Here is a 15,458-nt window from a genome sequence, read left to right as displayed (position 1 = left end):
ACAGTAGAAGTTATCTTCCCACGTTCCAAATTCTTACCCGACGTATAATATGAAATCTTAGTGTCTATTTGTCAAGTTATTTCATTCTGCTTCTAACTATTTGGTTTCATTGCGTCTATTATATTGGCTTCCTCCGGTGGAGCGTTGGCAACTTTGCAATAGGGCGACCATCGAAGCCCCCGAGGCGAATCCAACCCTCGTGCAATTCCGGCTTCCCCACAGTCCTTGGCCACCGCAACAACAGCAGCACCCAAAGTTGACTACGAAGTAGCACCCTTCCCTATTCCTTGACATACCTCCCTCCTTTTCCCTAAAGTATAGGGCACGTTTCGTGACCCCGTCTCATCGAGGACCCTATTGACGTTTTGGATGAACTGAAGGGTGCGGCTCGGTCGACCTATTTAGAGATCAAGGGCTTCCGGGTGTCGCCAGAATCGAGTCACACCATAAGTGATACCCTGGGGAACGAACGGGATCACAACTCGATGTCCCAACCAGAAGGCCGGGCGAACCACATTGTCTTTTTCATCACTACCGCCTCAATCGAGGAGGGGGAGAGGATCGCTAGGTCCCTTTTGGAAGAGCGACTTGCCGCCTGCCTGAACCTTGTGCCGGCAGTCCGATCCTTTTTCTGGTGGGAAGGCAAGGTCCAAGAGGAGGGGGAGGTTTTGCTTATCGGGAAGGGACGGGCCGATCTTTTCCCTAAGGTACAGGCCCTAGTCAGGGCCCTGCACTCTTATACTGTCCCCGAGATCATCGCCATACCGATCACCTCTGGCCTTCCCGACTACCTCTCCTGGATCGACGACTCCACCTCTCACTCCGAGTCCCGGTGAATTCAAATCACTTTCCACCAATGCTCAAGTCCCCCAACCGATTCAGCGTAGTCCTCAGCGGGGGTCTAGCCCGGGGGGCTGCCCACCTTGGCGTCTGGCGGGCCCTTTCGGAGGGGCAACTCGTGCCGGAGCGAGTGGTCGGGGTCAGCATCGGGGCGATCGTTGGCGCCTACCTCTGCAAAGAAGGGAGCAGGGGAGAGGCTCTAGGAATCCTTAGGGAGCTGGTGGCACAGGCATTGCACAACGAGACGAAGGTGAAAGAAGGGAATTTCTGGGATACGTGGCGCCTGATTTCCCTTGAGCGACGGCGAGCCTTCATTGAAGAGGCACTCGGCTTGAGGGGATTGACCTTCAGCCAACTCCCTCTTCCCCTCTACATTACCGCAACTCGCCTCCTTCCACCGGGCCGGGTGGTCTTCGGGGACCAACCGACCGACTCGGTTGTAGAGGCGATCCTAGCCAGTACCGCCGTCCCCTCCCACCCGCCGGTCCGAGTGGGGAAACACTATTACTTGGACGGCGGTATGAGCGGCAATCTCCCCGTGAAGGAAGCCGTAGAAAGGGGAGCACGGGTAGTCTTGGCGGTGAATCTTGGCCCCCCAATGCGACGAGCATCAGGACCCCTGGGTGATGCTTTGTGGCGCTTTTACCGAGATGTCAGCAGACTTCCGAGCCTCTGGGAAGTACACCGCTGCAAGGCTCAAGGAGCAAAGGTCTTCCAGGTGTCCTCGGCGGCGATTGAGTCGCACGGAATATTTGCCTTCGATAGGCTTGACACCATTGAGGAAGCCGGGTATAAGGCCACCCAACGCGTCCTTCCCGCTCTTCGCAAAGCGCTAGGACGTCTGGGTGAAGATCACTCGTCCACCGCGGCACTATAGGGAGGAGAGGGTGGGTTCTAAGCGTAGGTTGACGAGGTTGCTGTCTGTAAGCAGCATCCTCCTTATGGGTTGTACTGGCCCATTCGCTCTTCGTAATAGCACCGTGCCACCCCCCAGCAGTCCCCGGCCGACGTGGGAATCAGATGGCCCACAGAAACCTCTCTACTCGCACATGCCGCCGCTGGCGCTTGCCATACCGCGTCCTCCGACCTCCTCAATCACAGCGACGGATGTCCTATCCGACGATCTTCTCCTGACGGAGGCCCGCGAACTCCTCCGCCAGGCCAAGCGGCAGGCGGAAATGGGCCAGGACCACGAGGCGATGACACTGCTCAGCCGCGCCCGTGACCTCCTGCTGAGCGATGGTGCAAGCGTGACACATGAGGTGGCGAGACGCCGGGCAGAAACGTTGAAGGAAGTCAAAGCGTTCTCGGACGAGTTAGCCGCGATCCAGTTAATGACCGAGATCCCCTTTGACGGGGAAGGCTCGCTGATCACTTCCGAGGATTTGCGTGCCTTGGAGCAAGCCATTCCCGAACTCTCGCCCCCAGTGAAACCGGAGATCAGTTACGATGTGCCTATAGAATTGAACCGGCGGGTACAGAGATTCGTTGATCTCTTCAGCACCAAGAAGCGGGATGAAATCGCCAAGGCTCTGGAGCGCTCGGGTCGATATCTTCCCCTGATGCGGGAGATCTTCGCGGAAAAGGGTCTGCCCCTGGACCTAGTAAACCTGGCCTATATTGAAAGTTCATTTAAGCTTTACGCTTACTCCCGAGCGAGGGCAGTGGGCCTGTGGCAGTTCATAAGAGGGACCGGCCGTAAATATGGCTTAACGACTAATTGGTGGGTGGACGAACGCCGAGACCCGGTGAAGGCTAGTGCCGCGGCGGCGGATTACCTCTCGGAATTGTATGCAATATTTCACTCGTGGCCTTTAGCCATTGCCGCCTACAATTCGGGTGAGGGAAAGGTCAAACGAGCCATCCGACGCCAAAGAACCACAAACTTTTGGAATCTCAAAGTCCCCCGGGAAACCAGGTATTTCGTCCCTGCATTTATGGCAATGACCATCATCGCCAAGGATCCTGAGGCGTACGGCTTCGAACCACCCGTGGAGCAACCGTGGCAGGTGGACCAAGTCGCCTTGCCTCAGCCCACGGATCTCCGGCTGTTGGCCAAGGCCGCCGGCGTGAGCATAAAAGAACTCAAGGATCTGAACCCCGAGCTGAGGCGCCTTGTGACCCCGCCTCAGGAGGGATATCTTCTTAACCTTCCCCCTGGAAGTAGAGCCAACTTCCTCGAGGCTCTCGAGCAGCTTCCCCAGGTGCGCCGTGTTGTGTGGCGGCAGCACCGGATTCGGCGAGGGGAGGCTCTTTCTACCATCGCCCGGCGGTTTCGGACTACGGTAACGGTCCTGATGGAGATGAACCATCTGAAGAATCCACACCGAATCCGCGCGGGCACCAGGATTACTGTTCCAGTCCCCGCTTTTACCGTCGCCCAGGCCCCAAGCACCACGAGGCCAGGCAAGAACGAGAAAATCTTTTCATCTTCAAATTCTTCACATTATGTCGTCAGGCGCGGCGACACCCTCTGGGATATCGGTCGCGCCCATCGGGTGAGCACCCAGGATTTGAAGCGTTGGAACAACCTGAACGGCTCCCGTATTTACCCCGGCCACACGTTGCGGATTCACCCTGAAGCTCCCCAAGCACGTCACGTGACATGGCGCCAGCACCGGGTCCGTCGAGGCGAGACACTGTCTACCATCGCCCAGCGGCACGGAACCACCGTGCCAGTCCTGATGGAGATGAATCAGCTGAAGAATCCACACCGGATCCGCGCGGGCACCAGGATTACTGTCCCGGTCCCCACCCAGGCTCCGGGACCTCAAGCGTTGTAATAACCTGCAACATTCTCTCATTCACCCCGTCCAGACCCCCCAATTCATCTGGATTCATCACCTCAAAAAAATTCCCCCTGCCCACTTCCTGAGACCCTCCAGCTGGAAGCATTGATCTATTTCCGCTTCACTGACCTGTTACAAGTTATTGATTCGGACGTGCAAACCTTGCACGATCGTGCAAACATTGCACACTGTATCAGGCGCACTCTCCCCTCTTCCGAAACCCGTACTTGCTCCCCGTCGGTTCTAGATGGTTGGTGTTCCACCATCCATCTAGTCCTCATTCCTGGATACACTTCTAGAACCTCACCCCTCGTAAGACCCTTCTCCACGACGAGTGCACCCCCCCTTGAGCAATCTATTTTCTCACCGGGGCTTGGGCCGTGGCCTGCGCCTCGGACAATCGCTTAAGACGTTGACTGCCCCACGTCCCTATGGTATGGGGACGGCGGAGAGAGATGAGCGGACGACTTTCACGATCAAGGAGGTCGTCGAGAAGATCCACGACGGGCAGTACCTGTTAGCGTTGAACTGAGGGGATCGGAAAAGGAGGGGGTGGGTGCTGCTTCCATCTTCCGAGTCGGCTCGTAAGATTATTCACCTCGTCGGCGGCCTTATTCCTCTTCTTTATCTGGTTCTCAATCTGACAAAGCTCGAGGCCCTCCTCATCCTGGGGACCCTCGGTCTCCCCTTCATCGGGGCAGACCTTCTTCGCCTCTGGTGGCCTGCCGTGAACCGTTGGTTTCGTTTGTTGTTCCAGGTAGCCATGCGCCCCGGGGAAGAGAACCGCCTCACGGGGGCGACGTATTATTTTTTAGCCTGCTGGTTCACCATCCTCATGTTCGAGCGGACCATCGCCATTGCCGCCCTTTTGATCCTGGCCTGCGCCGACACTGCCGCATCGGTTGTTGGGCAAGCGGTTGGAGGTTATCGGATTGGTCAGAGGAAAACCCTGGCGGGAACAGTCGCCTTTCTGATCACTGCCTGCCTGGTGATGCTCCCTTTCTTCTCCCCCGCCACCTCCTTTTTGGTGGCTTCGATCGCTACGGTGACGGAGGTCCTTCCCCTACCTGTGGATGACAATGTCACCATCCCACTAGTGGCGGGCATCTCACTCACGCTCTTACGGCCTCTCTCAATCTAAAGTGATTTTTCCCCTCAGCCTTTTTCGCCGGCAAGGCGGACAAATTCCAAAATCTCCCCTGTTTGAAGAACGAAACTCTCCTTGACTTCCTGGCCATCAACGACCGCAACGGCCTGGGGGCCGATGTTCAACGCCTGCCTCAACGCGGCGCGGATCTCTCCGACGGTTCGACCGGCGACGTTCGCGTCAAGGGAATGGACCCCATAGATAACCCTCACGGTCTCCTGCGTCCCTGTCGGGGATGCCGGACGCACCCGTTGCGCCTGTTTCAGTGGCTCGGTCATGGCTCTCGCTCTCCCTCGCGCTTGAGCGGATTGCTCTTCCCCTCGATGATATCAAGGTATACCTCGCCGTACTGCAGTTTTTCTTCGCAGGTGCTATAGAACGCGTTGAGCATCGCCGAAGCAATGGTGAGATTCGTAAAGAGGAGCTGGGGTGCACCACGCTCCATCAGCTCCTCACACGACATTTCTGCAGGTGAACGATCTTGGGGATCCCGAATCTCCGGATGAAATCGAGTGATAGGTGCCGTTCGGTCGCGACCTCCTTGACGGATATGAATCTGAACATTGCCATCCGTAAAATCATTCCCCCCAGAAATCAAGGCCATGGCCGTGAGCTTCTCGCAATAGTCACTCACCAACTTTCGCGTCTTATGGTTGTCTACCGCGAGAAAAATCGTGTCCCCTTCTTGGAGGTGCTGGGCGATGTTCGTCTCAGTGATATATTCGGGGACGGCCCGGAAGGAAAGGCCCTCAAACTCTCGAGCCAACTCACCGGCCTTCACCTTTGCTTTGTTTCCCAACGTCCCAAAGGCTTGTCTGTCCGCATTTGACCGCTGAAACTCATCCCCGTCAATGAGGGCGATGCGCACCCGCTCCCCTCGGTAATTGAGATACCTGGCGAGGAAAGGGAGAAGGGCGCAGCCAATCCCCCCAATACCGATGACCTTGATCTCCATCATTGTCTATTCGTCCGACGTCCAAAGTCCAGCGTCAAAAACCGAAGACCCCAGGAGACTGGTCGACTTCGGACCTCGGACTTTGGACCCTTCCTTAAATGGCAGAGGGCCGGCCGGTGGGATCCGAATCTCCGGGCGGGGGCTCTGCTGTCACCTCCTGCGAGTCCTCGAGCCGGATTGTCGGGTCCAGTTGCCACGGCATCACTTCTAGGATCGCCTCCGGCCGGAGATCGAAGCGCCGACCGTCCACGACGAGCGAGCAAGAGACGGTGGGTTTCGCGTGGAGGGATCCAATGGTCACATGGACCCCATCGTCATACTGCTCGTCCACATCATCCAGCTCCGAATGAAAGGCCTCGACCGCGGCGTGGCTGTGAATCGTCCCTACCCGGCGAAGGCCGGCAGGGTTCGGACCGACCTCATACCGGCAATGCCCTCCCGCCACCGTCTGGGGGGGAATCCGGATCTCGTACTCCCCATCCCCCTCGCGGATATAGACAAGGACAGCAGCCTCGGCACGATACTTCCGAAAGACCTCCCGGAAGAAGGCCATGGTTTCCCCCAAGATCTTCGCTGGAATGACCGGAAGGAGGAAATCTGCGCCTTCCTGCTCTTCCTCGAGCCATGAGAGCCCCGGGACCCGAATCCGAGAGCGAAAGAGGGGGGTCCGCTTGACCTGGAAGAGGCCGTCCCTCGTCACCAGATAGTAAATCGACTCTTCGGGCTCGTGAAACCCCGGCTCCTTTAGATAGATCGGGAACAATCCCTCACCCCTCCTGGACCCGATAGATGAGATCTACCAAGTCCGCTGTATCGTCAATAGGTGGGGGAGCCCCCCGCCAGGCCATGAGCCCATCCGCAATCTCGCTGAGACCCATCCCCACTGGCTCCCAATCCACCCCGAGGGGGAAAAGAGAATTCTGTCGGCTCGCCACTTCCCACGCCTCCAGGGTGGCAATGCGGCTATCGCGCTTTGCCGCCCGCTGAAAGCAACTCTCTTCGATGGCGGTATTGAAACCGGTCCCCCAGAAGAACTCGATGACAGCTTGCACTTGCGCGGCGAGGGTCAGATCGTCGAACGGAGGGCGACCCTGAAGGCAGGCCCGACACTTGGCCATGGGCATCTCCGTTGCGGAAACATTCCAAAGGTTTGACAGATACAGGGGGTCAGTATCCGAGGTCAGCGGAGCAGGGCGGCAGTAAATTCGCATCTCGTCGAAGGACTCCTCGTGGAAGAGCAACAGGTACAGAATGTAGGGAAAGGCCACTGCATAATCTCGGGCCGCTCCCTGCGGCCCGGCCGGCCGCCAGGTGAAGTGGCGAACCTGGGGGGGCTGCTCCACGGCAATCAGCAGATCCGACCCCCGGCCCAGGACGAACCGTGTGCCGATGGGAAGGACAGGAAGGCGGCAGAAACCGCCCGTGGTAGCAAGGAGGGTTTGGAGAAAGGTATGGAGCGAGACTTCTCTATCGAGGACGGCCTCGCCCTGCCCACTATGACGGAGGAGACGAACCACCCCTCCCTCAATCTCGATATACTCCCCCATCAACGCCTCCCGATGCACTACCCGAGGGATCGGACCTCGTCGACTCCGAGATCCCGGTACCGCTCAGGGAGGAAGCGGCGGGAGGAACAGTGGGCGACCGCCATGAGCTCCTGCCGGCGGATCAGCTCCTCCGATTGAGAGGGGATGAAGTCCTCAATAGCCCAGCGGTAATCTTTTTCCGCAACCTCATCCGCCCCCCGAACCCTGGCATGGCGGTAGGCCCTGAGCGAAATCTCCTCGATATCCGCACCCGTAATTTGTCCCGGAAAGCGCTCCTCACAGAGGTCCGCCAGGGCAGGAAAGTTCACGTTCACCGTGACAAAGCCGTGTTTCTTTGGCATGAGCGCAAAGATAGAGAGCCGCTCATCCGCGTCCGGCATCAACAGGGGAATCCGCTCGCTGAACCGGCCTGAGCGACGCTCCGCGGGATCTAGCTTGTCCGGACGATTTGTGATCCGGATCCACAAAACCTTTCCCTGGATGGTAGGGTCTCCGGTGAACTCAAAGCGCATCTGACGAATCCGGTTGGTCACTCCGGAATCGCCACTAATTTCGTCCCGGGATTGCTCGGTCTGATCTGCCTCATCTTCTAAAACTACCAGAGGGGTCAACGATCGGAGGGATTGAAGAATCTTCCAGAAGTTCCGTTCCGAGGCCCCCACCCATTTCTCCCGCGGGTTAGTGATCTTGACGAAATTGAAGCCGCACTCCTTGGCCAGCGCCTCGGCCACCGCTGTCTTCCCCACCCCGGGCGGACCGACGAGCGTGATCCCACGAGGGACCATCTTCACGTCCCCATCCCGGATGGCCTGGATCACTTCACGGAAGAATTCCCTGACCGCTGCAAGCCCCCCGATGGCCTCGAGTCCAAAACTCGGGTCGACCAGTTCGACGATCCCGTAGAGATCGTGCCGCAGGATCTCTCGTTTGCGCCTCTTGACCTCCTCAAAGGTCAAAGGAGACCCCTTAGCCTTCGCCTGGCGCCAGAGCTGCTCGAGGTGCAACCGGGTCAGACCGGCGGTCGCTCGGGCAAAGGCCTCTGCACTCATGCTGAGGGTCGCGCCATCCTGGTCCAACAGGTGCTCGATATACTCAAGCCGGTCCCCCTCATCGGGGAGAGGAACCTCGATGAGCTCGACCCGATCGCCCGGTTGTCGCAGCGCCGGGTGCAAGTCGGCCAGATTGCTGACGGTGAGGAGAACCATCCCGCCCTGCTCCCGGACGGTGCGATCGGTTGCGAGGCTGAGCAGAGCCACCAAATTGTTTCGATCGTCCTCATTCATACAGGAAAAATCGGCGGCTGGCGCGATACTCTCGGCGTACTCCAGGACCACGATCGCGCGCCGGCTGCCATTCCGGAGACGTCCCGACCGGAGGCATTGACCAATGAGTGGAACAACCTTGCTGGCATGAGTAGGAAGGGGAGGCTCGGCACCGGTCGCCTCGCCTAACGCCCTTAAGGCCCGCTGCCGCTGCTCTTCCAGGTATGCCTCTCGCTCGTCCTGAACGGGCTTGGCCTTGAGACCAGCCGCCTCTCGAAATCGGCGCTCGCTCTCGTCATTGGGAAAGCGAAGGCCCATGGAGCGATTGTAGAAAATGACGGGATCTGTTATCCCCAGCCACTGCGTGAGAAAGGTCGAAAAGGGGAGAAAGCTCTGATTGAGGGGGGCGTAATCGGCGATATTATGGTGGAGGACGAAGAGGCTCGAGGTGTCTGCCTCCATCCGCTCATAGAGATCTTCAGCCCATTGCGGGATTGGCCTCACCGCCACCATATCCTTGCGGGAACGGGTCTCCTTCGAACGCATGCATTTTATGGGATTACAAGCACCCTGTCAACGTAAGGGCCCTCAAAGCTAAGAAAAACACGAAGGTGCCGCGGATGAATCGCGGTAGGAACGTCGGCCTCGGGCTGAGGGCAAGAGAGTGCGCCGCTCGTGACGGCACTAGAGCCCCACAGCCGAGACGGAAGCAACCTTTAGTGAAGTGCGTATTGCTAGTGGTGGGAGGGGGGGATCACCAGCGCAGAACCCTCGATGACCGGCTCTCCACGCTGATTGTGAAGGGTCGTCTTGAGGCGAACCCGGTGCTTTTCTCTGATGAGTTCGGTCACTTCGACACGGGCGATAACTGTATCGCCAATCTTCACGGGCCTGAGAAATCGGAGTTCTTGGGAAAGATAGATCGTCCCGGGGCCGGGCAGCCGACTGCCGATACACGCCGAGATCACGCTGGCCGCCAGCATGCCTTGCGCGATAGGTTCCCCAAATCGCGTCCGTTTGGCAAAGGCATGATCGGTGTGCAGGGGGTTCCGATCTCCTGTCAGGGTGGAGTATTGCTCAATATCTGCGGCCGTGATCGTCTTCACGATGACGGCCTTCTGCCCGAGCTCCAGCCCGTCCATCGTCTTCCCGCGCATTGAGTCTCTCCTCAACAGTCGCTCGGCAACCACGCCGATCCGCTAGCGATCGCCTATGCTTTCCCTTCCTCCTTTTCCGAGGTGTCGTTGGGAAAATTACCTTATCCTTTCGCTCCTTCTATGACTATTACAAGGTAATGGGTGTCCGGCTGTCAAGTTTTTTTAGCATATGCGTTATAGCGGCTGCGTCATAACGCCCAAAACGCGGTCTCCCCAATCTGACCTATGTTGTGCCAGAAATAGCCTTTGATTTAACAAGTTACGATGTTCAGATTAGACATTGCCTCGAAACCAAGGCGATGGTAGACTTTGTTATGAGTAGCTGAATCACGGCGTTCCAGAGCGGAGGGAGGATGCGATGAGGCTAAAAGGGCGAGTCGCCGTGGTGACCGGGGGCTCCCGGGGGATCGGCCGGGCGATTGCGTTAGCCCTTGCCGAGGAGGGGGCCGCCGTCGCCATTAACTACCAGCGAAATGAGGCATCAGCCAAGGAGGTCGTTCAGGAAATCGAAAGGATGGGGGGAAGATCGGGCGATATCTATCAGGCCGATGTGAGCGACCCCGCGCAGGTCCTTCGCATGCGGGGTGCGATCCTCCAACGGTTTGAACGCGTGGACATCTTGGTCAACAACGCCGGCATTAATCGCGACAAAAGCTTCATCAATATGGATTATGAGACCTGGAAGGCCGTGGTCTCGGTGGATCTAGACGGCGCCTTCCACTGCACGAAGGCTTTCGTCGTGGCGATGAAGGCCAGAGGCTATGGCAGGATCATTAACATCTCGTCCGTCGTTGGTCAGACGGGGAACTTCGGTCAGGCGAACTATGCGGCGGCCAAGGCAGCGCTCCTCGGCTTGACGAAAACCTTGGCCAAGGAGTTCGCCGCGAAAGGGGTCACCGTCAACGCTGTTGCGCCCGGGTTCATCGAGACCGAGATGGTGGCCGGTACCCCCGACGAAGTCAAGGAGAAGGTCCTCGCCCAGATTCCCATGCACCGGTTCGGCAAGCCGGAGGACGTAGCAAAAGCAGTGGTCTTTCTGGCCTCCGATGAAACGAGCTACATTACCGGTCACGTGCTCAACGTCAATGGAGGGATGTACATGTGAGGGACCCCTGCTGCCACAAATGGGATGTCCCCGCGGCATTCATGGAAAGGTTGTCCAATGGCGGATGATCCTGTCCTCATCAAAAAGTATAGCAACCGGAAGCTCTACGACCCCAGCCGAAGCCGCTATATCAGGCTCGAGGAGATTGCTGGTCTCATCCGGCAGGGGAAGCAGGTCAAGGTGGTGGATACCACCTCACACGAAGACCTGACCGCGGTCACCCTGGCGCAGATCATCCTGGAGGAGGAGAAGAAGCACAAAAACCTCGTGCCGGTCAGCTTCCTGCACCAACTGATCCAGTACGGGGAATCGCTCCAACATCTCTTTCAGCGGGGGCTCTTTTCGAGCCTGGAGACTTTCACGACCACACAGCGAGAAGCGGGAAAACTCTGGAAGGAAGTGGCAATGAGGGGCTGGGGACCTCCGGGGAGGAAGCCCGATCGGTCCCCAAAAACCTCGGCGGAGCAGACCGAGCAGACCGCCGAAGCCCTTTTGAAAGCCGAACTCGAGTTGCTCAAGGAGAGCCTTGAGCGCTTGGAGAAGCGGATCACAGACCCGGAGAAAAGCCCCGTCGAAACTACCTAGCCATTCCTCACCACTCTCCCCAAAACTTTCGTCTCCTCCCTCATATGCCCCTTTGAAATCAGACACTTGAATCCAAGTATTCACGTTCTTTAATGCAGCGCAAAATCATCTTGACATCTATGACGCATAGTGTTATATTAGTTAGCGATTGTGTCATCTGGATCGACCAACCGCAAGGAAAGTCTGATGGATCTGTTTCGAAATGGTCAACCGCTTCCTGGAGCAAGAACTGCAGCTGACGAGCCAGGAGGAAAGCAGACATCCACCCTCGAAATCGAAGGGAGCTTTTGCTGGGACCACGGTTACCATCTCGGCCCTTGCTGCCCGCGCTGCCGGTATAAGATCGAGCAACACGTTCCGGAACATAAAGACTGTCGACCCGGCATAGCACTGGCCGAATGGATCCCGAAGAGCGCAGCATAGAGGAAGGAGGCTCGTGATGGATGATGTCGTCATCGGGAGCGCTGTCCGGACGCCTATCGGAAGCTTCAGCGGAGCTTTAGCGTCGGTTGCGGCACCCAAGCTGGGGGGCCTGGTCGTTGCCGAAGCGGTGCGTCGTGCACACCTCGAGCCTGCCCAGGTTGACGAGGTTTATCTTGGAAACGTCGTGAGCGCCGGGATGGGTATGGCTCCTGCGCGACAAGCGGCTACCGCGGCTGGCCTTCCTGAGTCGGTCGGGGCAACTTTGATCAACAAGGTCTGCGGCTCTGCCCTGAAGGCGGTCACGATGGCGGCCCAGGCCATCCGAAGTGGTGAAGCCGAGATCCTGGTGGCTGGCGGCATGGAGAACATGAGCCGGGCCCCGTATCTGCTGGACAAGGCCCGGAACGGGTACCGGATGGGGCATGGCCAGCTCATCGACAGCATGATTCACGATGGTCTCTGGGATGTCCTCAACGATATGCACGTCGGTCTGTGCGGGGAATTGTGTGCTGCAAGATACGAGCTCTCTCGGGAGGAACAGGACCGATTTGCTCTGCAGAGCTACATGCGCGCTTTGAGCGCGCAGCGCGAGGGACAATTCAGGGCCGAAATCATTCAGGTTCCCGTGACCGGACGCAAGGGCGAGACAAGCCTCGTGGAGGAGGATGAGGAACCGAACCGCCTGGCGCTTGAGAAGATCCCAACGCTGAAACCCGTGTTCAAGGAAGGTGGAACGATTACAGCGGCGAACGCGCCATCCGTGAACGATGGGGCCGCGGCGTTGACCGTGCTATCGGGAAGGCGGGCCGCGCAATTGGGAATCAAGCCGTTGGCCCGGATCGTGGGATTTGCCGAGGCGGCCTTGGCACCGGAATGGTTCACGCTTGCGCCGGCAGAGTCGGTCAAGCAGGTTTTAAAGCGGACCGGTTTGACAATCGACGATATTGACCTCTTTGAGATCAATGAGGCCTTTGCGGCGGTGGCCTTGGCCAACATGCGCATTCTCGGCCTGACCGACGACCGCGTAAACCTCAAGGGAGGCGTGGTGGCGCTGGGTCATCCTATTGGTGCCACCGGCGCTCGTGTCCTCACCACCCTGCTGTACCTCATGCAAGAACGCCAGGCCCGACGGGGACTGTGCACCGTCTGCCTCGGCGGAGGAGAGGCGATCGCTCTGATCGTGGAGAGGGTCTGAGCGTCGGTCGCTCACCTCGGCCTGATAGATATCGCCCGATCTTCCCCCCATCCTTTCGATTTCCTGAACGACCTCCTTGGCTGATGCCTCATTTCGCTGGTAGTTAATGGCGACGGTGGCGCACTTTTCCATGGAGGGGTCGAACCGGCGCTTCAACCGCCATCAACGCTCCCACCGCTCTCCTTATCGTGGATCTCTGGATCCCGCTCAAAGGGTAGCCTTTCACCGTTACTTACCAGCCTTCTAGCCATGGATCCCTTTAAACGTTAGCAGTTGAATCTAGGCATTAATTATTCTGATGCCGCGCAAAAATCCATTGACTATTAACGCGCCGTGTTTTATTGGTTTAACCTCTTGGGTGGGCTAGGCGAAGGGAGCGGAAGAGAGGGTCCCGGGCTTCCGTTCTTGAATGTACGACAGTTCGAAATCAATGAGACTTTTGCAGCGGCCGCCTCAGCCAACATGCACATCCTGGGAGTGACGGAGGACCGCGTGAACGTCAAAGGGGGGGTTGGGTCATCGCGTTGGTGCCACGGGAGCCCGCATCCTGACCACTCTCTTGAACCTCATGTAAGAACGTTAGGCCCGACGGGGACTCTTACCCTCTGCCTCGGTGGCGGAGAGGGGATTGTTCTCATCGTAGAGAGAATCTGAAGGGCAAAGGATCCCCGTCCTAAGTCGGGACTCCGAACGCGACTTTACCCTGAAAGGAGGGACTGGAGGATGGACATCAAGGTTATTGCCGTGGTGGGTGCGGGGACCATGGGACATGGAATCACTCAGGTGGCCCTCCAGGCAGGGCTTCAGGTCCTCCTCGAGGATGTGGCAAAAGACATCCTTGAAAGTGCCAAGAGCCGGATTACTTTCGGTCTCGCCAAAGGGGTGGAAAAAGGAAAGCTCACTGAGGCCCAGAAAGGGGAAATGCTCAAAAACCTCACCTTGACTACCGCCCTCTCCGATTGCGCCGATGCCGACTTTGTCATCGAAGCAGTGGCTGAAAACTTCTCGGTCAAAAAGGGTGTGTTCGAAGAACTCGACCGGGCGTGCAGACCCGAGGTGATCCTGGCCACGAACACGTCTTCCATTTCAATCACCAAGATCGCCTCAACCACTTCCGCCCCTTCTCGGGTCATCGGGATGCACTTCTTCAACCCTGTCCCCATCATGCGGTTGGTAGAGATCATCCCGGGCTTCGCCACCGAAGAAAAAACAGTTGCCGTCACCCACCAACTGGCTCAGCGGATAGGCAAGACCCCTGTGAGGGCCACCGATTTTCCCGGTTTCCTTGCGAATCGAATCATCTTGCCCATGATCAACGAGGCGATCTACGCCCTGATGGAGGGGGTAGGAACCGCCGAGGCCATCGACAATGTGATGAAACTCGGTGCGAACCACCCTATGGGCCCTCTAGCCTTGGCTGATCTGATCGGCCTCGACGTCTGCCTCGCCATCTTGCAGACCCTTCACGAGGGTTTTGGGGAACCCAAATACGGTCCCTGTCCTCTCCTTGTTCGCATGGTCGAAGCTGGCTTCCTCGGCCAAAAGAAGGGCCGCGGTTTTTACACATATGAACACAAGAGAAAGGAATAAGTTGTGGACCATCAGACGCTGAGCTACCAGGTCACCGATGGGGTCGCCCTCATCACCTTGAATCGTCCCAAGGCGCTTAATGCGATTAATCGGATGATGATCCAGGAGCTTACCCGGGTGTCGGACCAGGCCGAGGCGGACCAAGAAGTTCGGGTCTTGATCCTGACGGGGGCTGGGGAGAAGGCCTTCGCCGCTGGTGCCGACATCACCGAATTCCAGCAGTTGAGCCCCCTGGAGGCCCTTCAATCCTCTCAGGCCTTCCAGGCAGCCTTCAACCGGATCGAGCGCCTGAAGAAGCCAATCATCGCAGCCGTCAATGGCTTTTGTCTGGGAGCCGGGTGCGAGCTGGCCCTCGCCTGCGACTTCATCTTCGCGTCGGATCGGGCCCGGTTCGGCCAGCCGGAGGTGAATCTGGGATTCATTCCTGGGGGGGGCGGCACACAACGCCTCGCCCGCCTGATTGGCAAGCCGCGGGCGAAAGAACTGATCTACACCGGAGAGATGATCGATGCGCAGGAGGCTTACAGGATCGGCCTCGTGAACAAGGTCTTCCCGGCCGCCGACCTGATGACGGAGGTGAGGAAATTCGCTCAGCAGGTCATAAGCAAGGGTGCGGTGGTACTCGAGCTCGCGAAGAGGGTCATCGACGGGGGATATCAGATTGATCTTATGGCCGCATTGACCCTGGAGGCCAACACCTTCGCCGTCTGCTTTGCCACCGAGGACAAGACGGAAGGGGTCAACGCCTTCCTTGAGAAGCGGCAGCCCCACTTCAAAGGGAGGTAGCCCCGCTATCGATGGCCCTGTGTGCCGCCTTTCTCGAGGGCCGACTGCAAGGAGGCGACGCCGGCCAGAACCTGTTC

The 15,458-nt window shown here is 58.1% G+C and carries 15 protein-coding genes; 9 read left to right on the top strand and 6 right to left on the bottom strand.

The genetic code is table 11. The annotated features are described in order from the left end of the window. Positions 1 to 485: 485 nt before the first annotated feature. The 4 genes from O6929_09875 (at position 486) to O6929_09860 (ending at position 4,770) form a co-directional block, all read left to right on the top strand. Complete coding sequence (locus O6929_09875; protein MCZ6480693.1) at positions 486 to 836, top strand: divalent-cation tolerance protein CutA; 351 nt, start codon at positions 486 to 488, stop codon at positions 834 to 836. Between the two features lie 20 nt (positions 837 to 856). Next, a complete protein-coding gene (locus O6929_09870; protein MCZ6480692.1) occupies positions 857 to 1,717 on the top strand; it encodes a patatin-like phospholipase family protein in 861 nt (286 codons plus the stop codon). A 172-nt stretch (positions 1,718 to 1,889) separates the two neighbouring features. Next, the gene (locus tag O6929_09865) at positions 1,890 to 3,623 is read left to right on the top strand and encodes a LysM peptidoglycan-binding domain-containing protein (GenBank protein MCZ6480691.1); all 1,734 of its coding nucleotides are present in this window, start codon (positions 1,890 to 1,892) and stop codon (positions 3,621 to 3,623) included. A 562-nt stretch (positions 3,624 to 4,185) separates the two neighbouring features. After that, positions 4,186 to 4,770: a hypothetical protein gene (locus O6929_09860; protein ID MCZ6480690.1), complete on the top strand. Its 585-nt coding sequence runs from the start codon at positions 4,186 to 4,188 to the stop codon at positions 4,768 to 4,770. Positions 4,771 to 4,784: 14 nt separating this feature from the next. Here O6929_09860 and O6929_09855 read toward each other — a convergent pair whose 3' ends face one another. The 6 genes from O6929_09855 to O6929_09830 all read right to left on the bottom strand — a co-directional run bounded on the left by O6929_09855 (position 4,785) and on the right by O6929_09830 (position 9,697). Continuing rightward, positions 4,785 to 5,054 (bottom strand): hypothetical protein, encoded by a 270-nt coding sequence (locus tag O6929_09855; GenBank protein ID MCZ6480689.1) that lies wholly within the window; start codon positions 5,052 to 5,054, stop codon positions 4,785 to 4,787. Continuing rightward, positions 5,051 to 5,734, bottom strand: a complete 684-nt coding sequence (locus tag O6929_09850; protein ID MCZ6480688.1) for a ThiF family adenylyltransferase — start codon at positions 5,732 to 5,734, stop codon at positions 5,051 to 5,053. The genes O6929_09855 and O6929_09850 overlap by 4 nt, the downstream gene beginning before the upstream one ends. Before the next feature lie 91 nt (positions 5,735 to 5,825). After that, positions 5,826 to 6,494, bottom strand: coding sequence for a hypothetical protein (locus O6929_09845; protein ID MCZ6480687.1), 669 nt, complete (start codon positions 6,492 to 6,494; stop codon positions 5,826 to 5,828). Between the two features lie 4 nt (positions 6,495 to 6,498). Further along, positions 6,499 to 7,278, bottom strand: coding sequence for a hypothetical protein (locus O6929_09840; GenBank protein ID MCZ6480686.1), 780 nt, complete (start codon positions 7,276 to 7,278; stop codon positions 6,499 to 6,501). 17 nt (positions 7,279 to 7,295) lie between these two features. Beyond that, on the bottom strand, positions 7,296 to 9,086 hold the full coding sequence (locus O6929_09835; GenBank protein ID MCZ6480685.1) for an ATP-binding protein: 1,791 nt from the start codon (positions 9,084 to 9,086) through the stop codon (positions 7,296 to 7,298). A gap of 188 nt (positions 9,087 to 9,274) precedes the next feature. Then, positions 9,275 to 9,697, bottom strand: a complete 423-nt coding sequence (locus tag O6929_09830; GenBank protein ID MCZ6480684.1) for a MaoC family dehydratase — start codon at positions 9,695 to 9,697, stop codon at positions 9,275 to 9,277. A 358-nt stretch (positions 9,698 to 10,055) separates the two neighbouring features. Between O6929_09830 and fabG the strand changes: the two genes are divergently transcribed. From fabG to O6929_09805, 5 genes are all read left to right on the top strand, one after another. Beyond that, the gene (fabG, locus tag O6929_09825; GenBank protein MCZ6480683.1) at positions 10,056 to 10,802 is read left to right on the top strand and encodes a 3-oxoacyl-[acyl-carrier-protein] reductase; all 747 of its coding nucleotides are present in this window, start codon (positions 10,056 to 10,058) and stop codon (positions 10,800 to 10,802) included. A gap of 57 nt (positions 10,803 to 10,859) precedes the next feature. Beyond that, positions 10,860 to 11,387, top strand: a complete 528-nt coding sequence (locus O6929_09820) for a transcriptional regulator (protein ID MCZ6480682.1) — start codon at positions 10,860 to 10,862, stop codon at positions 11,385 to 11,387. A 439-nt stretch (positions 11,388 to 11,826) separates the two neighbouring features. After that, complete coding sequence (locus O6929_09815) at positions 11,827 to 13,005, top strand: acetyl-CoA C-acyltransferase (GenBank protein ID MCZ6480681.1); 1,179 nt, start codon at positions 11,827 to 11,829, stop codon at positions 13,003 to 13,005. 723 nt (positions 13,006 to 13,728) lie between these two features. Then, entirely contained in the window at positions 13,729 to 14,595 is an 867-nt protein-coding gene (locus tag O6929_09810; protein ID MCZ6480680.1) for a 3-hydroxybutyryl-CoA dehydrogenase, read from the top strand. Between the two features lie 3 nt (positions 14,596 to 14,598). Beyond that, positions 14,599 to 15,381, top strand: coding sequence for an enoyl-CoA hydratase-related protein (locus tag O6929_09805; GenBank protein MCZ6480679.1), 783 nt, complete (start codon positions 14,599 to 14,601; stop codon positions 15,379 to 15,381). Positions 15,382 to 15,458: the final 77 nt, after the last annotated feature.

The organism is Candidatus Methylomirabilota bacterium (assembly GCA_027293415.1).
GTDB lineage: Bacteria > Methylomirabilota > Methylomirabilia > Methylomirabilales > CSP1-5 > CSP1-5.
Note: the sequence above shows the minus strand (reverse complement) of the source record. Positions and strands in the feature narration are given on the sequence as shown.